This is a genomic window from Burkholderia sp. WSM2232 (assembly GCF_000472545.1).
Classification (GTDB): Bacteria; Pseudomonadota; Gammaproteobacteria; order Burkholderiales; family Burkholderiaceae; genus Paraburkholderia.
This window is the reverse complement of record NZ_AWZV01000011.1, coordinates 1-18613: the sequence shown is the minus strand read 5'-3', so window position 1 is coordinate 18613 and position 18613 is coordinate 1. Positions and strand designations below refer to the sequence as shown.

Below are 18613 nucleotides of genomic sequence, written 5' to 3'. Positions count from 1 at the left end.
AGAAATGCTCCTATTGATGCTCGCGTCGTTTGCTGCCACGCTCGCGCGAGGGCACGAGGCAAACACGCCGTCGCCGCGCTCGAGGCGCGGCTCGCTGCCGTCGTCATTTGATGTGACGCAAACGCTTGCGGCCCCACCATAAAGTTTTCAGGTAATCAGCCGTAGTCCCTATGTGTGGCATTCGCTTAAATTCTGACAAAAGTTGCGAACCATGCCGGAAGGGGCTTGGGCGCAGCATGCGTGGCCGGGGCACATTCACACTGAGTATTCGGTCAGGCAGCCCATATGGAGACTAGCCCGATGCTGAAAAACCTGTCGATTCGCAGTTGCCTTACCTTGATGATCGCGTTCTTTGCCGTTGCGCTGCTGCTAGGCGCAGCGGCCGGGCTTCTGTCGCTGCGCTCGAGCAATGCGTCGCTGCAGCAGATGTACACCGTCGATACCCCCGCCGTCGCGGATCTCGAGGGCAGCGCCGGCCAGTTGTTGCGGCTGCGCCTCGCGCTGGCCACCTACGCGTCGCTCGTCGACCTGAACGATCAGGACGGCGCTGATGCGGTGCTCAAGCGTTTCGCTCAATATCAGAAGGGCTCCGACGAGCGGCTTGCCCACTATGTGAGCCGCGCGAGTGCCGACGACGACGAGCAGCGTCTCATCAAAGACATGCAGACGAAGCGTGACACGTTCCTGCACGAGGGCGTCGAGCCGGCGTTAGCCGCGCTGAAGGCGGGCGACCGCCCCACGTTCCAGCAACTGCAGGCGCACAAGCTGCCCTCGCTGTACAGCGCGTACGAAAAGGCGATGCTCGCGCTCGAACAGTTGCAGCTCGACCACGGCGCGCAGCGCTATCAGAGCGCGCAAGACCTGTTTTACGCGATCTGCGTGACGGTCGCGATCGGCATCGTCGTTTCGCTGGTGGGCTCGCTGATCGGCCGTGCCGTGCTGGTTCGTGCAATCGTGAGTCCGGTCGATGCCACCATCGCGCAATTCCAGCGGATCGCCAACGGCGACCTGACGGGCCGCATCGTCGTGACGAGCAATAACGAAATGGGACGTCTCGCCGCGGCGCTGCGCAAGATGCAGGAGTCGCTGATCGCGACAGTCAGCTCGGTGCGTCAAGGCACGGAATCTATCGATAGCGGCGTGAGCGAAATCGCCGCCGGCAATACGGATCTGTCGCAGCGTACCGAGGAACAGGCCGCGTCGCTCGAACAGACGGCCGCGAGCATCGAGGAGCTCACGTCGACAGTCAAGCAGACTGCCGACAATGCCAAAGAAGCGAGCTCGCTTGCGCAGGGCGCGTCGACCCTGGCCGCACAGGGCGGCGAGCTAACGGAGAAAGTGGTGGGGACGATGCACGAGATAGTCGACGACTCGCGGCGCATCGCCGACATTGTCGGCGTGATCGAAGGGATCGCTTTTCAGACCAACATTCTGGCGCTGAACGCGGCCGTCGAAGCAGCGCGCGCCGGAGAGCAGGGCCGCGGTTTTGCGGTCGTCGCGAGCGAGGTGCGTTCGTTGGCACAGCGAAGCGCTGCGGCCGCCAAGGAGATCAAGGCGCTGATCGAGGCATCGACGGCGCGGGTCGAAAACGGCTCGCAACTGGTCGAACGCTCCGGCTCGACGATGAGCGAGATCGTGCAGGCCATTTCGCGCGTCAGTTCGATCATGGGCGAGATCGCAGCGGCGGCAAACGAGCAGAGCACCGGCATCGACCAGGTGAATCTCGCCGTCGCGCAAATGGACGAAGTCACGCAGCAGAACGCTGCGCTCGTCGAGCAAGCGGCGGCGGCCGCGAGTTCACTGGAGGAACAGGCGCGAAGGCTGAGCGCGGCGGTGGCGGTGTTCAGGACGGATGGCGGTTCGTCGGCGCCGCATGGTCTCGGGGGCTTGCGCGATCGCAGCGGCGAGGGTGTCAGGGAGCCGTCGGTGCCGAAGCCGGCAGATGAGTGGGCCGCGGCTTGAGGTTCGGGGGCCCGGGGTGCTTTGGCTGCGAGGGTGGGGCGCGTAGGGCAGGTCGCGTAGGCCGGGGCGTTAGGTCACGGCCGGTAGGTCGCGGCTCGTGGCTCGTGGCTCGTAGGTCCCCGCACAAAAGTCACGGCACAAAGGCCACGGCGCAAAGGTCACGGCACAAAGGTACGGCAAGGAGGTGACGGCACGTAGGTCGTGGCTCGTAGGTCCCCGCACAAAAGTGCCCGCACAGAGGTCACGGCACAAAGGTCACGGCACAAAGGTCACGGCACAAAGGTCACAACCGGCGCCTAGCTCACGACGCGGGGGTCGTATAGGCGTGGTGCCGTCAACTCCTGTCATGTCACACCTCGCCGCGCTGCTCCCATCGCTTGAAGGCGCCCTCATCAGCGAATGCGCGCCGAACGCGCTGCCCCGGCCATGACGGCCAGACGCGCCGCTCGGCTCTCTACTGCATGGTCGCGTAATACTTCGCGAGGCTGTCGATCTCCGCGGACGTCATCTTCCGCGTGACATTGCGCATCTGTTCATTGATGTCGTTGTGACGTGCGCCTGAAGCAAACGCCCGCATTTGCGCAGCAAGATAAATGGATGACTGCCCGCCGAGCCACGGTGCAGAGCCCTTGCGGTCGAGTTGTCCGTGACACGCGGCGCACGGCGCGATATTGCGCTGCGGGTCGCCCTGCATCGCGAGGCGCACGGCAGTCGCATCGGGCGTGCTGCCGGTAGGCGCGACTTCCGCCGCCGGACTTCGCGGCAGCGACGCGTAGTACGCCGCGAGATCGTGCAGGTCCTGGTCGCTGCGCGCGGCAACAATGGGCTGCATGATTGCGTTCTGCCGCACGCCTTGCTGGTAATCGCGCAACTCCTTGTAGACCACGTCCGCGTATTGGCCGGCCAATGCCGGCGCGGTGATCTGCACGTTGCCGACGACGCCGTGGCACATCGAGCAATTCTGCGTGGCGATGGTCGCGCCACGGCCGATAGAAATCGCATCGGCTCGCACGCGACGCAGCGGCGGCAGCACGACCACGTCGCTCGGTGCCGGGCCGCTGATATTCGCGCCGCTATACCAGCTCGACGGCACGCCCGCCGCGCCGCAGATGGTTGCCCACAAGCCACGGTTCGCGAAGGCACTGTTAGCGGAAGGCAGCCAGACAAAGCCGATCAGGATAGAAACGGCGGCAATGGCGACCGTGCCGCCGACGCTCACCGTGAACCAAGGGTTGCGCAAGCTGAAGACGCGTTCCTGACTCATCGCTGTGCTCCAACGACGACCGCTGGCACCGAAGTCTGCGGTAGTGTCAGCAATTGAAAGATCGGCACGCTGTAGTTGACGACAGTGAGGCCGATCATCAACGCCACCCACAAGCCGAAAGTGTTGAGTGCCGCCGGCACGCGTTCCACCGGATGCACGGGGCTTGCAAACCGGAACCCCTGTTGCGCAACCGCGGGTCCGAATTGCGACTTCGCCAGAATATAGATGAAGAGCGCGCCCGATACGGCGAGCACAAGGCCGCCCACCGCCGACATGCCGACCCAGAACGCCTGCGCTTCGAGGCCCGGCATCTGGTAGTCGTAGTAGGCCATGCGACGCGGCGCGCCGAGCAGGCCGACGTAATGCCACGGCAGCGTCACCACGAGCATGCCGATGAACCACAGCCACAACTGGGTGCGCACGAGTCTCAGAGAGACGATGGCGCGGCCCGTCAGTTGCGGCCACAGTTCATAGGCAATCGCGAAGTACATGATCACGATTGCGCCGCCGAAGATCAGGTGAAAGTGCCCCGTGACCCACTGCGTGTTGTGCACCGTGGTGTTCAGTTGATAGCTCATGTTGATCAGGCCGCCAGCGCCGCCGAGCCCGAGCATGACAAACGAGAACGCGACTACGAGCATCATCGGGTTTTGCCAGGGCAAGGCCGTGAGCCAGCCGAACGCACCCTTGCCGCCGCGCAGCCGTCCAGCAATCTCGACCGACGCGCAGATCGTGAACACGGTCAGCAGCGTGGGCACTGAGACCATGCCGGTGAAAACCGCGTGCAGGAATTTGAAGCCCGAGCCGACCTGCGGGTCTGCGAACAGATGGTGAATGCCGATCGGCATCGCGAAAACGAGAAACAGAATGAACGAGACGCGCGCCATCGAATCGCTGTAAAGCCGTCCGCCGATTGCGCGCGGCACGAGCGTGTAGTACGCGATATAGGCGGGAATCAGCCAGAAGTAGACGATGGCGTGCAGCGTCCACGAGAACAGGACGCGTGACAGGCCAGCGTCGATCGTATTCTTGAGGCCGAACGCAACCGGCAGGATCTGGAACAGAATTTCGAGCGCCGCACCGACGGCGGTCCACGCCCACAGATAGGCGCCGGCGACGTTGGCGAACATGGCGAGCGGCACGGGCTTGCCGGGGTTCGCGCGCCTCCAGATCCGCAGATTCACGTGCATCAGCGCGACCCAGATCCAGGAGCCGACCACGACCAGCACGACGCCGAGATAATAGAACGGACTGCCGATCATCGGCGGATAGAAGGTGTAGAGCACCGAGGCCTTGCCGAGCGCGACGGGCACCATTGCCATCACCGCGCCGACCGTCAGCATGATGAACGCGGCCCACGCCCATTTGAGGCCGGCGAGGCGCTGACCGAGTGCGAGCTCGACAATTGCGTAGCCGAAGCCCATCGACACCAGAGTCGGCAGCACGTAGGCCATGACCGAACCGTGCGCGGTCACGGAGCGGTAGTAGAGCTCGGGGTCGCCGATCCACGGGGCGAGGGGGCTGCGCACCAGCATCTGCCACGCGCCGAGAAAGAGCGCAATGAGAAACGCGATGAAGGCGAGCCAGAAATGTGCGAGAACGAGTCGCTTAGCGTGAAACACAGCTCAGCCTCCGTGATTGTCGTGCCTGTTCGAAGAAGGCCGCCTTGTCGATCACCTTCACGTGCGCCCACATGGCCTGATGACCGAAGCCGCAGAACTCGTGACAGGGCATGGTGTGGTCGCCGGGCGCGTCGAAGCGGGTGTCGAGTGTGGCGACGTAGCCGGGTACGACCATCGTGTTGATGTTGGTGTCCGTAATGAGCAGGCCGTGCACGACGTCCGCGCTCGTCGCGCGAATCGTGATGGGCGTGTCTGCCGGCACGAGCAGGCACTGTGGCGTGAACGAATACTGCTGCGCGATGAAGCGCACCACCACCGAGCCGTCCGGCTCGACCGCGCTGCCGAGATTGTCTTCGACGAATTCGCCCGAGAGTTGCAGCCGCGACGGGTCGATCGTTTCCACACGTGATGGCGGCATCATCGCCCAGTGCAGCCCGGAGAAAACGATCACGGCGAGCATCAGCAGGATCAGCGCGCTCACAAAGATGGCCCAGCGGCGTTCAGCGCGGGCGGCGACTGCGTGGCCGCTGCCTGGCGGGTGTTGGGAGTCGGGGGAATGAGTGGACATGATCAGTGCACGACGCCGCGCGGCAGGAACACGAGGAAATAGAAGGCAAACCAGATCGCCATGACGATCAGCGTGGCGACGCCCGCCACGGCAACCGCGCCGTGCGGACCGGCGGCCACCACGCGTTCGAGCTCTTCTTCCGTGGGCGGGCGCGCGCTGCGCGTTTCGTTCGCTTCCATTTTCAAGGCTTCTCCAGGTTCCGATGCAGGGGCGGTAGCGGCCGCCGTGTCGTTAATGCAGCGGCGCGTTGCGCAGTTCGTTGATCTCGTGCGCGGTCACGGGCTTGCCGTGATTGCCCCACGCGGTGCGGATATAGGTCACGACGGCTGCGGCCTCGGTGTCGTTCAGTTCCTGCGCGAAAGGCGGCATGCCGTAGGGCTCCGGATTGCGCTTCGTGCCGGGCGGGAAGCCGCCGTTCAGCACGATGCGGATCGGGTTGACCGCGGAGTCCATTTCTATCGACTGGTTGCCTGCGAGCGGCGGGTAGTGCTGCAACTGGCCCTCGCCCTTCGCGCCGTGACACAGCGCGCACTTGTCGCCGTAGATTTTTTCGCCGAGCGCGAACAGGTTCGTGTCCGTGGCTGCACTCGGGCCGGTCTTGCGGCCGCTGTTGTCAGGCAGCGTTTTCAGATACACGGCCATTGCCCTGACGTCTTCGTCGGTCATGTATTGCAGGCTGTGATACGTGACCTCGGCCATCGGGCCATAGACCGCACCACGGTCAGAGATCCCCGCTTGCAGCAGATCGACGATGTCCTTGATGCTCCAGTCGCCGAGACCGCCGTCCTTGTCGGACGTGAGCGAGGGCGCGTACCAGTTTTGCACCGGAATCAGCCCGCCGGCGAACTGCTCGCTTTGCGACGAGCCGCCCAACATGTTGATCTTGGTATGGCACATCGTGCAGTGCCCGAGCCCTTCGACGAGATACGCGCCGCGGTTCCATTCGACCGAACGGCTCGGGTCGGGCTTGAATTCGCCCTCGCGGAAATACAGCGTGCGCCAGCCGTACAGCAATTTGCGCTGGTTATACGGAAAGCGCAGCGTGTGCTTGCGATTCGCCTCCCGCACCGGTTCGACGGATTTCAGGTAGGCGAAGATCGCGTCCGAGTCCTCGCGCGTGACCTTGGTGTACTGCGCGATCGGCATCGCGGGGTACAGCAGGTTGCCTTCGGGTGTGATGCCTGTGCGCATCATGCGGAAGAAGGCCTCCTCGCTCCATGTGCCGATGCCGTATTGCGCGTCCGGCGTGATGTTGGGCGAATAGAGCGTGCCGAACGGCGTTTCCATCGCGAGGCCGCCCGCGAACAGCTTGCCGCGCGGCGCAGTGTGGCATGCCACGCAGTCGCCGGCGCGCGCAAGATACTCGCCGCGTTTGACGATGTCCGGGCGGGTGTCGGTGGAAGTGCTGGCTTTGGCTGGCTGCGCTTTTTCCGCTGCACGTGCTTCGGCGACCAGAAGCGGCGCTGGAGCATACATGCGGCCGAGCAGCGCGCTGCCGGTCACGAGCGCGACCGCGACCAGCAGAGAGAAGCGGCGACGCGTCAGCAGGCGAGGAGAACGAAGTAGCGATTTCATTGCGGTTGGCTCCCGCATGCGAGAGGCAAGCGCTTCGCCGATGCCGGCGCGGGTCGCGGGTCGGATGGACGCGGTTGCCGCGCAAGCCACGTGGAGACGGCGGTGATGTCCTTGTCGGTTAGTTTCACGGCAATCGAGCGCATGCAGTCCGGCGCGAGCGCATGGCGGGTGCCCGAGCGCCATGTGCCCATCTGCCCAGCGATATAACTGGCATGCAGACCGAGCAGACCAGGAATGCCCGGCTGCTGACCGGTCATGCGCTCGCCGTGGCACGCGATACACGCGGGAATCTTGCGCGCCGGGTCGCCTTGCTGCACGAGCCGCTGACCCGCGGCAAGCACGGCCGGCGTGACGTCGGACTGATCGGCATTCGGATAGGGCGGCTGAAGGTCGGCGAAATATTGGCTGATCTTGCGCAGGTACTCGTCCGGCAGAAACGCGACCAGATAACCCATTGGCGGATAGGTGCGGCCGCCGTCGCGAAATGCGGTTAGCTGATTGAACAGATACTCGGCGGGCTTGCCCGCGATGCGTGGAAAATAATCGTTGTTCAGGCCTTGACCTTGCACGCCGTGGCACGAGGTACAGGCGCGCACGCGTTCGTCCATGGCCGAAGGCATGGCCCCGGCCACTGCACCGGCCGCGAGCGCGGTGCCGCTCCACAACAGGTGAAACACGAACACAACGGCAAATCCCAAAGCTCTACGATGCACGTCGGGCCTCGCTGGGGAACGTTCTTTTATAGGTTCTGCTTCAGCTGCATATCAGGCTGGATCGTGTTCCAGCCGTGATATGCCACGCACAAGCCGCTTTACCGCTTTCTCGACTTTCTCTATTACGGCAGCTTCAGACTGACAGTGTCGGACAGCAAAAGGAAGCTTATTCTGGATGGCAGAAGCTGATTCGCCATGGCAAAGCAATTGCTTGATCGAAATCAATCACGCTCGTGAATGCGCCCCGACGCGGCGGCTGATGCACGGCCTGATTGACGCCTGATTGCACAATGTTCGTGGCCCAGATTGCATGGGTTCGTTGATTCGTCTCTGACCATCATAGATGCGGTTCAGCGCGCTTTCAACACATCTATTAGCGAGGCATGGCAACAAGCATTGGCTTGCGAATGTGATCTTTTGATGTACTCAACTGAATAGCCGCATCAACGCTGTGCGCGCATTGCTCACCTGTTCACTCTCGCCAATGCGGCCAGGCAATAGATGAAATTCGACGGCTGGCAATGCGGGCAAGCCGATGCCGGGTGGGCACGCGACCACGCCCGCACCAATCGACGACTCATTCAGACACGAAATGCCGAGCCCGGCCTTCAGCGCCAGTTGCAACCCGGCCACGCCCGAGGCGGAGTGCGATACCACATAGGGCACCTTGTTTTCGTCGAGCAGCTTGACCACAAAGCGCTGCAACTGGCAGCTCGTGGGCAACAGCACAAGCTGATAGGGCACGGCCGGCCGCGGACTCGCGTCGGCGGCGCTCACCCACAAGAGCTTCTCGCGCCGCACGACGGTGCCCCGCACGCCGCCGCGCGGGGCCGGCGCATTCGGCTTGCCGGCGACGAGCCGTAACGACAGGCCGATGTCGAACGACGCGTCGTCGCCGGCCTGGCTGTCGATCACGGCGCTAGGCAGCACGGTGACATGAAGCTTGAGCCGCGGATGCTGCTCTGAAAACGTCTTGAGGATGCGGGCCACGTCGTGGGGGCGGTAGTAGTCCGTGACTGCAATGCGCAACTCGCCGTCGAGCAGGCGGCCTTGCAGGTCTTCGAACGCCGCTTCGTTCATTGCGATAATGCGTCGCGCGTGTTCGAGCAGACGGCTGCCGGCGGGCGTCGCGCTCACGCCCTGCTTGCTGCGCACGAAGAGCGGCTGGCCGACGCGCTCTTCGAGCTTCTTCAACTGTTCACTCACCGACGATTGCGATAGAAAGACGCGTTCCGCCCCTGCCGAAACGCTTCCCGAGTCGGCGACGGCGACGAAGGTGCGCAACTGCGCGAGCTCGAAACCGCGTTGGCTCATATTTCGGTCGCTCCGATGGATGACATCTGAATTTCCGGCTTTTCCGATGTTGCTGGTCGCCGTAGCATACCCTCGAACTCATCGTGGAGGGAAGCATGGCAAATGGATTGACGGCAAGCCGCCTGATAGCAGGCAGCCGCCCGGCGAGCCACAGGTGGAAGGTGCTGGGCGTGGGCTTCGCGGCGAACGCGAGCTTTTCGGCGGCGTTCTCGGGTATTCCCATGACAGCCGTCTATCTGCGCTCCGGTTATCACCTTGGTAACGACGGCTTGGGATTCGTGCTCGGCATGCTTGGTCTGGGCATCGCGGTGAGCGAACTGCCGTGGGGGCTGCTGACGGACCGTTGGGGCGACCGCCGCGTGTTGCTGTTGGGGCTTCTTTCGACGGCAGCGGCGCTCGCCGGCCTCGCGGTGTTTGTCGCGCCGTTCGGCTCGCATGTGCCTCACATCGCGACGCTTGCGCTCGGTTTGTTGCTGGTGCGGCTGCTCGGGGGCAGCGTCAACGGCTCGAGCGGTCGCGCCGTAATGGCATGGTTTCAGGAAGGAGAGCGCGGGCTGGCGATGAGCATTCGTCAAACGGCGGTGCCCGCGGGCGGCGGACTGGGTGCGCTGCTGTTGCCAGTGCTGGCGGCCAGGTTTGGCTTCGTGAGTGTATATGCGGTGCTGGCGCTGGCTTGCGCGATAACGGCGGCGTTTGCATGGCAATGGCTGCATGAGCCTGTGCAAAGTGAGGCTGGCGAGGCGCACGTGCACGATGAAGAGGAGGGGGCTCGCGTGCCGCGGAGGATGAGTGCTGACAATGTGCTGAGCGGCGCGCCTGCTTTGCGCGTTCCTGACGCCACACGCGAACTCCGTGCGCCTGCCCGCTCGCCGTTGCGCGAGATCGGCATCTGGCGTGTCGCGCTCGCAGCCGGCGCCCTGTGCGTGCCGCAGCTTGCGGTCGTGACCTTTGGAACCGTGTTCCTGCATGACTTCGGCCACGCCGACGTGTTGCTGATCAGCATTGCAATGGCCGCTGTGCAGGTGGGCGCCGGCATCGCGCGGGTCTGGAGCGGCAGGTGGACCGACCGGCGCGGCAATCGGCGCGCCTACATGCGCGGCTGCAGTCTGCTGACGGCGGTGCTGTTCGCCGCGCTGGCGCTTGCGACCGCAGGCGCCGGAATGCAGCACGCCGCGGTCACGACAATCACGTGGCTGCTCGCGTCGATGACCGTGCTTGGCGGCGTTAGCGCGTCCGCATGGCACGGCGTGGCATTCACCGAACTCGCGACGCTCGCCGGCACGAAGCGCGCGGGGACCGCGCTGGCAATCGGCAATACCTGCGTTTTCCTCACGCTTTTCCTGACGCCGCTCGCCATCCCGCTGTTGCTATCGCTCGGGTCATGGCCGATGGTGTGGGCGGTGGCCAGCGTCAGCGCGCTGATCGCACTGCCGGTTTTCCCTCGCCCGCAGCGGACCGAGCGCCCGCTCGTGGGTCAAACCTGCGATGCTGGATGACGGACGTCAACCGGGCTGGCGGCGTCGGCGCGTTGCCGGCCTGCGCGGCGCTTATCTGCATGTTGCGCATGTTGAACATGTGGCGAATGTCGGCATTAATGGCAGGCAAGTTTCCTGCGCTAATCTCATTGCGCGGATTCTCTCGAATTATTCATTCTGAATATTTAGCTTTTTTCTCGTCGACGCGCCGCACTTCAGAATCCTGAACGTTCCCATTTCTGTTCTGTGCCCGATGGTGATTTATTGGGCGCACCTCGTGCTCGCATCGACAATCGTTCGCGCCGAATGTGCGTCGAACGTCTCAATCTTTCGACGTACGTAACAACTATTCCTACACTGCGCGAGAGTATTCCGAGCGCGCGTTCGAATCATCCTCACCCGTCGTCGGGATGCCGGTCTCAGGCAAACTGCCACCGCTACATGCGCCCGCATCGCGGCGCGCCACCCGCTTGCCGAGCAGGACGGAGTCGACGCGCGAATTGCCGCATATGATCGGCGAGGCTACCAGCATCGTCCAGTGCATCGGTGGCGCGCTTTTGCGGATGCCCGGAAGACCATGCGAAGTCGAGCTTGATCGACCGCTTGCACTGCCTCTGTCGGGACCGCAGGAGGCGATCGTCAGAATGTTCGTCGAAGGTGAGTTCATTGCGGAAATTGCCACTGCTTCGGGGTGTCATCGCCGCACTGTTATTCGGCAAATTCACGATGCACCCAAAACACTTGGCGTTACTAACGATCATGGTTTATTCTCACCCGTCTCGATTCACTGCGATTCTTATATATGTATCGTATATCTAAGGAATAATCGGCTGAATGACGCAGGCTGTTTCGGATCGCTCTTATGTTTAATCCCGCCGGAATGTTCAAAGATCAAGCAGGGCCAGTCGCCCGCCGGATGGTGAGGGGTAGTCAGGATATGGAGAAGAGGCAGACGATGGGCGACACCGCTGAAATAAGCACGCCGGTCCGGGCGATCATCGCAGACGATCATCCGCTCGTGCTGTTGGCAATAGAAAATTTGATGAGCGGCTACCCGAACGTGGAGGTAGTCGGTCGCGCAGGCGACGCGACCGAACTGCTTGCCGAGGTCGAGCGCACAGGTTGCGACCTGGTAGTCATGGACCTTTACATGCCCGGCGGCGCCGATGGCAATGGAATCGAAGCTGTGCGGCAGTTCCGGAAACGTTATCCGGACGTGGCTCTCGTCGTCCTCACCATGGAAACCGAAGCCACAGCGCTGCAAAGCGTGATCTCCCTCGGCGTGCACGCGCTTATCAGCAAGCGCGACCGCATCGACCTGATCCACGTGGCGGTCGTGACGGCGCTCGCGGGCGAGTGCTATCTCGGCCCCGCCGTGCGTGCGGTGATTGCCGAGGCAACCGCTATGCAGCGGCTCGATTTTGTGCGCTCCGTCTTGTCGCGGCGCGAGCTCGAAGTGTTTACTCAATATGCGTCAGGGCTTGGCGTTACCGAAATCGCGAGCAGGCTGGGACGCAGCGTAAAGACGATTAGCGCTCAGAAGTGCACTGCCATGCGCAAGCTTGCACTTCATAGCGACGCTGAACTGTTCCGTTTCGCCGTGGAGCACGGTGTGGTATCCGAGACGCGTACTGAAGGCCGTTAGCGTACCGGTAGGTGTGAGAGAGGTCGCCCGCGGGCCGCGTGGCGAACATAAAAATGCATTGGCGTTGTCCGGGGAAGTACTTCTGTACTGGGCGGGCCAGTCGATAACACAACAAAACAATGGCAAACAAAATCCGCGTGATCGTGGCGGACGACCACGACTGCGTCCGTGTCAGCGTGACAAGGCTGTTGCGTGCCCGACCGGACATCGAGGTCGTCGGGGAAGCCTGCGACACCCACGGCCTTGCCGAATTGCTCGAGGTCTGCGAGTGCGATGTGATCGTCACCGATATCGGCATGCCGGGGCTCGACGGCGGTGACAACGCAGTTTCGTTTCTGCGCCGCGTGTTGCGCGGTCGCGCACATCCGCCTGTCGTCGTGCTAACCATGATTGGCCGGGCGCACATGCTCTCGGGCCTGCTGCGTCTAGGCGTGAGTGCCATAGTCGACAAACGCGACACGACAGCCGCGCTGATCGACGCGATTCAGGCGGCAATGGCGGCAGACGTCTATCTGTCAGAGAACGTGCGCATTGCGATGAAAGACACGCAGGGAGTGCCGCAATTGCGCGATGGCATTCTGAGCGCGCGCGAATGGGAAATTTTCCAGCTGTACGCGCGGGGTCTGGCGGTACATGAAATTGCTGATCGCCTGCAGCGCAGCGGCAAAACGATCAGCACTCAGAAACGTACCGCCATGCGGAAGCTCGGCCTCGACACCGACGACGATCTTATCGAGTACGCGCGCCGGATCGGTCTGACATAGTGACATTCGTCGTGCCGCCCCCCTTATACCGACAACTTGCGGTCCCAAAATTAGGAGTCTTCTGATTGGTCGACAAGCCTTGTCGCTCCATAGTTGCGAATTAGCTTGGGCTTTTGCGAAGGTTGACCTCATAGAAGCAGTGTTTTCTTGAGGCCGAACCGTCCAAAGCCGGGAACCTGAGGCGGTGTCCTGCGGAATCACGCGGTGTCGTTTGCCTCGCATAGCGACAGGAGGGCGGCATGGCCGTGCTAGGGAAGCGGTTGTTGGTCGAAGGCGTGGGTACCGCATGGCTTGTGTTTATCGGCTGCGGCAGCATCGTGTTGAACACCGGTTCGGCTCAGCAGGGATACGGCGTACTGGAGGTCTCGCTTGCATTCGGTCTTGCGCTCGCCACGGCCAGCTACTGGTTCGGCGAAACGTCAGGCGCGCATTTCAATCCGGCCGTCACAGTCGGTTTCACAGCCGCGCAACGGTTTCCGGTCAAAGATCTTCTGCCCTACATCGCCGCGCAGATTCTCGGCGCCGTCGCGGCTGCGGCGCTGCTCGTCTATGTGGCGAACGGCCGCCCCGGCTTTGAACTGGGCGCAAGCGAATTCGCAGCTAACGGTTTTGGCGACCATTCTCCTTCGGACTACAAACTTCACTCGGCGCTCGTAATCGAATTCGTTCTGTCGTTTGCGTTCGTCATGGTGAGTCTCGTGGTGGCCTCGCGATACAAGACGGAGCCGGGTGGGCCGGTGGTCGTCGGCGGATGCCTGGCGCTCATTTATCTGGTGTCTATTCCAGTTACCAACGGTTCCGTCAATCCGGCGCGCTCCACGGCGCAGGCGCTCTTCGTCGGCGATTGGGCGCTCGACCAGCTGTGGCTCTTCTGGGCTGCGCCCATGTCCGGCGGCGTGGTCGCGGGCTTTCTGTTTTCGTTCCTCGGCGGCAGGTCGGATCAGTCCGCCGCCGCGCTTGCCGATGGGCACAGCGAAGCCGTCTAACCCGCACCATGTCGCTTCATCTCATTTTCATGCGCTTCAAAAGCGCCGCGGCGGCGCGTGCGCTTCGGCGCGTGTCGATTTGGCTCGTTGGGCTATCTTTATTCGCCGCCGCGCAGTTGACGGCCGTCGCGGAGCCGCTCGGAGGATCTGCATCGGGGCGGACCCCAACGGCATTCCCGCAAAAGATTGTTGTCGGCGTACTCGTGGACAACTGGCTGCCGTTCGACGCGCTGCAGGACGGCCAGCTCAGAGGACTGAGCGTCGACTATCTGCGCGCGCTCGTCGGCCCCGGCGTCGTGCTCGAGGCCAAGGCGTTTCCGGACATGCCGCAACTGCTCGCCGCCGCGTGCGCGGGAGAAGTCGATCTGCTGCTGAGCGTCGCGCGCACACCGGAGCGTGAGCGCTGCATTAGTTTCACGGTGCCATATTTCCGCGCGTCGACCTCGGCGGTGGTTCGCAGAGACGGTGAATCGTACGAAGGCCCCGCGCAGGTTGCGGCGGCATCCATATCGATCGAGAAGGGTTTTGCGCTCGAGCGCTCGTTGCGCGAGCGCTTTCCGCGCGCCGAGATCAGTGCCTTCACGTCGACACATGCGGCACTCGCCGCGGTGGCCCACGGCGATTCGGACGTCTACATGGGATTTACGCCGGCCGTCCAATATGCGCTCGCGACTGAAGAATTTCGCGGTCTGCGCGTGGCCTTCGAGGAAAGGAGCCGTAGCGCGGAACTGCGCTTCGGCGTGCCACGCAGTCGGGTAGCGTTGCGCGACAGCCTCGATCGCGCGCTGGCATCCATGACGCAGGCCGAGGAGACGGCAATCCGCGTTCACTGGCTTTCCGGCAGTTTCGGCGCAAAGCCCGAGCCAGTCACGCCGCGTCTGGAGTTGACGGAACAGGAGCAGCTCTGGCTACGTTCGCTGCCGCCGTTGGAGGTCGGCTTCGACAGTAGCTGGCCGCCTTTCAGCTATATCGACAGTTCGGGGCAGCCTGCCGGTATTACCGCCGACTACCTGGCATACCTGAGCCGCACGCTGGGCGTGGTGTTCAATCGTGCGCGGCAACCCGACTGGCCGAGCACGATCGACGCATTCCAGCGCGGCCAACTCGCGATTCTCACCACGGGCTCGAGCGCCGACCCGCGTCTGGCACAGGCCCAGCATACGCGCGCGTACGAGAGCTATCCACTAGTGATGGTCGGCCGCGACGATGAGCCTGCCGCACGTTCGCTCAGCGATTTCGCCGCGCGGCGCGTCGTGGTGTCGTCGCATGTTGCGGGTGTCGATCCGCTCGCGTTCCAGCGCATTCCCGCTGATCATCTGGCCGTCGCCCCAAGCCTCGACGAGGCGCTCCGCATGGTCGCTTCTGGCGAAGCGGACGTAGTGGTGGAAAACGTCGCAGCGGTGGACGTCGTGCTCAAGCGGCAATACGCGGGTGTGCTCAAGATTCTCGGCACCGTGGGCGAGTCGGATGCGCTCGACTTTGCCGTGCGCGCCGACCTGGCTCCGCTCGCCGGGCTGATCGACCGTGCGTTGCTGGCCATGCCGCCGGCCGAGAAGCAGCGTATCCGGCGGAATTGGGTGACCGGCAATGCGGTGGGAACGGGTACGTGGAGCGTTTCAGCCGTGCGGCTGTTGCCTGTGCTCATCGGCATCGGCGTGGCGCTGCTTGTCACGTTGCGCGCATATCTGCTTCTGCAGCGCGAAGTCAGGCGTCGCAAGAAAACCGAACGCGAATTGGCGCTACAACTGAACTTCCAGGAAACCATGATGAAGATGGTTCCCTATCCGCTCGTCGCGCAAGATCTACAAGGCCGCTATATCGCCGTCAACGGAGCCTATGAGCAAGCGTGCGGGCATGGCCGCGAGGCGGTACTCGGACGCACCACGATGGAAGTGCAGACGTGGGGCGAGACCAATAGCAAGGTGCTCGACAAGATGCGGCGCGACTTGCTGGAAGGCGGCGACATGGCCCAAGTCGAGCTTCAGTTCGAGCGTGCCCCGGGGGACCTGCGGCACGGCCTGTTCTGGACGAGCATCTGCCGCGGTAATGACGGTCAGCCGGTCTGTTCGCTCGGCACCATGGTGGACATTACCGACATCCGGCGCGCCGAGATGCGCGCGCGCGACACGGAACGGCGACTGTTCGATGTCACGCGTTCGTTGCCGGCCGTGGTGTTCCAGCTGCGCCGAACGCCTGAGGGCGCCTACTCGTTCCCCTACATCGGCGGCGCGCCGCAGTTGCTGCTTGGCGCGGGACAGATCAGACGTGCCTGCCGCGATCACGCCGACTTCGAACGCATCTGCAGTGAAGACCGCTCGTTCGTGATCGCCGAACTCGAGCGTTCGGCGCGTCTCGAAACCCCGGTGCTCATCGAGTTTCGTATGGGCCCCGAGCAGGGGTTCAAGTGGACCCGTGCGGAACTGGTCCCGCGCCGCGAAGCAGACGGAAGCGTCGTGTGGAGCGGCTATTGGGTGGACGCGAGCATCGAACATGCACGTGCTGAAGAGCTTGCTCGCGCGCGCGACGTAGCAGAGGCGGCTTCGCGCGCTAAAGACGACTTCTTTGCCATGATGAGCCACGAAATCCGCACGCCGATGAACGGCGTACTCGGGCTCGTCGAAGTACTGGAGCGCACGCCGCTCAATGCAGACCAGGGCGAAATGCTTGGCATGATCCACGAGTCGGCCGGCGCGCTTCTGCAAATCCTGGACGACCTGCTCGATTACTCGAAGATCGAGGCGGGGCGGTTGACCATCGAAGCCGAGCCTATCGACCTGCGCGAACTCGTCGACAACGCCGTGGGCCTGCTCGCCGGGCGCGCGCACGAGAAGGGGCTGAAAGTTCGCGTGGACATTGCGCCTGATGTGGCCGCCACCCTGCGCGGCGACAGTGTCCGGTTGCGGCAAGTGCTCTTCAACCTGCTTGGCAACGCGATAAAGTTCACGCCTGAAGGCAAGGTGGAAGTAAGCGTATTGGTCGCCGAGCAGACGGAGGGGCAACAGACCATCGAGATCGTCGTTGAAGACACCGGTATCGGCATCGCGGCCGACGTTCAGGCCAAGCTGTTCGAGCCATTCGTGCAGGCGGAGTCGTCCACTACCCGCCGCTTCGGCGGTACAGGGCTCGGTTTAACCATTTGCCGCAAGCTGATCGAATTGATGAACGGCTCGCTGACGCTCGACAGTGAATTGGGCCGCGGCACTCGCATGACAGTGCGGCTTGCCCTGCCAGTCGAGACGCCGGGTTATTCGGTGAGCGGTCTGCGCGACAAGCGCTGTCTCGTTGCAACCAACGACGCGCGAGTCAGCCAGGCGCTGGTCCACTTCGGCCAGGCGCTCGGGCTGGATCTGCGCCGTGTTCCCGCCGACGCTGCCGAATTGCGCTGCAGCGCTGCCTTGGGTAAAGTGGATTTGCTGTTTGTAAGCGAGGACATAGCATTGCCAGCGAACGTCAAGCGCAAGCTGCGCGTGATATCGCTGACGGAAAAGGTGAAGCCGACTGGCTATCGCGTTCTCGAAGACAACGTGCGCCTGAGCGTCAACCCGATATCGTGGCGCGGCCTGGGCGCGGCTTGCGCGGCGGCCATGACGGGGCTTCAGTCGACGCCGCCGTCTTCGGCTGGTGCGGCCCGCGTGCCTGAAGGCATTACCACGCCACCCGACCGCGAGCGGGCAATGGCGAGCGGTCGTCTGATTCTCGTCGCGGAAGATCATCCGGTGAATCAGGAGCTGATTCGCCATCAGCTGGCGCTGCTTGGCTTCGCGTGCGATGTCGCAAACGACGGCGCGCAAGCGCTGGCGGCGCTCGAGCACACCAGTTACGGATGCCTGATCACCGACTGCCACATGCCGAACCTGTCCGGCTATGAATTGACGCGTCGCATTCGCGAAAAAGAGCGCAAGCAGGGCGGTTCACATCGTCTGCCGATTCTCGGCATTACTGCGAACACTGCGCCGGAAGACCTCCGCCAGTGCCGCGAAGCAGGCATGGACGAGAGCCTTGTCAAGCCGACCCGGCTCGCCACGCTACGGGAGTATCTGAGCCGCTGGTTCGGCACTGACAGCGGCTGGCAGTCCGCATCGGCCGATATCGCCGACGTGTCGGAAACTGCCGGATCGTCGACGGCGGCGGAGCCGTTTGTCCCTGTGGACCTGGGTCATATGACGCAATTGTGGGGCAGCGAATCGACGGTCAAGGCTTTGCTCGATTCGTTCGTTTCCTCCGTGCGCGAAGACATTCAGTCGCTGGCGCCGTTGCTCGAAAACGCAGACATGGTCCGGGTGCGCGAATGGCTTCATCGAGTGGTGGGCGCGGCGAGCGTGCTGCAATACCCACCTCTCATCAGCGCGCTCGAGGAGTATCGCCGCGGCATACTCAGGGCGCCGGAGCGCGCGCGCCGCGATGGACTGGAACTGATCGACAGATGCAATGCGATGCTCGACGGCATCGAGCAGCAAGCCGCGTTGCTTGCGTGAGCGCAGCGGTGCTGGCGGGCGAGCGCATTCGCGGAACAGCGCTGCCCGCGACCACGCGTCAACCACGCGGCGAAACAACGCAGGCGAAAAACGCAGGCGAAACAACGCAGACGAAAACACAGGCGAAAACACAGGCGAAAACACAGGCGAAAACACAGGCGAAAAAACGCAGGCGAAAAAACGCAGGCGAAAAAACGCAGGCGAAAAAACGCAGGCGAAAAAACGCAGGCGAAAAAACGCAGGCGAAAAA

General features: G+C 63.1%; 14 protein-coding genes and 1 pseudogene. 7 read left to right on the top strand and 8 right to left on the bottom strand.

Annotation, left to right across the window (positions count from 1 at the left end):
* The first annotated feature begins 300 nt into the window (after positions 1–300).
* On the top strand, positions 301–1962 hold the full coding sequence (locus F757_RS0111290) for a methyl-accepting chemotaxis protein (RefSeq protein ID WP_027211482.1): 1662 nt from the start codon (positions 301–303) through the stop codon (positions 1960–1962).
* Positions 1963–2416: 454 nt separating this feature from the next.
* Here F757_RS0111290 and F757_RS0111285 read toward each other — a convergent pair whose 3' ends face one another.
* The 7 genes from F757_RS0111285 to F757_RS0111255 all read right to left on the bottom strand — a co-directional run bounded on the left by F757_RS0111285 (position 2417) and on the right by F757_RS0111255 (position 9018).
* The gene (locus F757_RS0111285; protein WP_027211481.1) at positions 2417–3226 is read right to left on the bottom strand and encodes a c-type cytochrome; all 810 of its coding nucleotides are present in this window, start codon (positions 3224–3226) and stop codon (positions 2417–2419) included.
* A complete protein-coding gene (locus F757_RS0111280; protein ID WP_027211480.1) occupies positions 3223–4848 on the bottom strand; it encodes a b(o/a)3-type cytochrome-c oxidase subunit 1 in 1626 nt (541 codons plus the stop codon). Before F757_RS0111280 ends, F757_RS0111285 begins: the two co-directional genes overlap by 4 nt.
* Entirely contained in the window at positions 4835–5416 is a 582-nt protein-coding gene (locus tag F757_RS0111275; RefSeq protein WP_027211479.1) for a cytochrome c oxidase subunit II, read from the bottom strand. Before F757_RS0111275 ends, F757_RS0111280 begins: the two co-directional genes overlap by 14 nt.
* A gap of 2 nt (positions 5417–5418) precedes the next feature.
* A complete protein-coding gene (locus tag F757_RS36145; protein WP_198021387.1) occupies positions 5419–5595 on the bottom strand; it encodes a hypothetical protein in 177 nt (58 codons plus the stop codon).
* A gap of 52 nt (positions 5596–5647) precedes the next feature.
* Positions 5648–6991 carry a c-type cytochrome gene (locus F757_RS0111265; RefSeq protein WP_027211478.1) on the bottom strand — a complete coding sequence of 448 codons (1344 nt, stop codon included), beginning with the start codon at positions 6989–6991 and terminating at the stop codon, positions 5648–5650.
* Positions 6988–7704, bottom strand: coding sequence for a c-type cytochrome (locus F757_RS0111260; RefSeq protein ID WP_027211477.1), 717 nt, complete (start codon positions 7702–7704; stop codon positions 6988–6990). Before F757_RS0111260 ends, F757_RS0111265 begins: the two co-directional genes overlap by 4 nt.
* A gap of 426 nt (positions 7705–8130) precedes the next feature.
* Positions 8131–9018 (bottom strand): LysR family transcriptional regulator, encoded by an 888-nt coding sequence (locus tag F757_RS0111255; protein ID WP_027211476.1) that lies wholly within the window; start codon positions 9016–9018, stop codon positions 8131–8133.
* A 95-nt stretch (positions 9019–9113) separates the two neighbouring features.
* On the opposite strand from F757_RS0111255, the gene F757_RS0111250 reads away from it, so the two are divergent.
* The gene (locus F757_RS0111250; protein WP_027211475.1) at positions 9114–10514 is read left to right on the top strand and encodes an MFS transporter; all 1401 of its coding nucleotides are present in this window, start codon (positions 9114–9116) and stop codon (positions 10512–10514) included.
* Between the two features lie 331 nt (positions 10515–10845).
* On the opposite strand, the gene F757_RS36140 is transcribed toward F757_RS0111250, so the two are convergent.
* Positions 10846–11160: a hypothetical protein gene (locus F757_RS36140; RefSeq protein WP_198021386.1), complete on the bottom strand. Its 315-nt coding sequence runs from the start codon at positions 11158–11160 to the stop codon at positions 10846–10848.
* A gap of 288 nt (positions 11161–11448) precedes the next feature.
* Between F757_RS36140 and F757_RS0111235 the strand changes: the two genes are divergently transcribed.
* The 5 genes and pseudogenes from F757_RS0111235 to F757_RS33420 form a co-directional block, all read left to right on the top strand.
* Positions 11449–12138 carry a response regulator transcription factor gene (locus F757_RS0111235; RefSeq protein ID WP_027211473.1) on the top strand — a complete coding sequence of 230 codons (690 nt, stop codon included), beginning with the start codon at positions 11449–11451 and terminating at the stop codon, positions 12136–12138.
* A 119-nt stretch (positions 12139–12257) separates the two neighbouring features.
* A complete protein-coding gene (locus tag F757_RS0111230) occupies positions 12258–12902 on the top strand; it encodes a response regulator transcription factor (protein WP_027211472.1) in 645 nt (214 codons plus the stop codon).
* Between the two features lie 239 nt (positions 12903–13141).
* Positions 13142–13888: an aquaporin Z gene (gene aqpZ / locus F757_RS0111225; protein WP_027211471.1), complete on the top strand. Its 747-nt coding sequence runs from the start codon at positions 13142–13144 to the stop codon at positions 13886–13888.
* Between the two features lie 8 nt (positions 13889–13896).
* On the top strand, positions 13897–18363 hold the full coding sequence (locus F757_RS0111220; protein ID WP_027211470.1) for an ATP-binding protein: 4467 nt from the start codon (positions 13897–13899) through the stop codon (positions 18361–18363).
* A gap of 8 nt (positions 18364–18371) precedes the next feature.
* Positions 18372–18613: pseudogene (locus F757_RS33420) on the top strand (hypothetical protein); the annotation flags it as partial.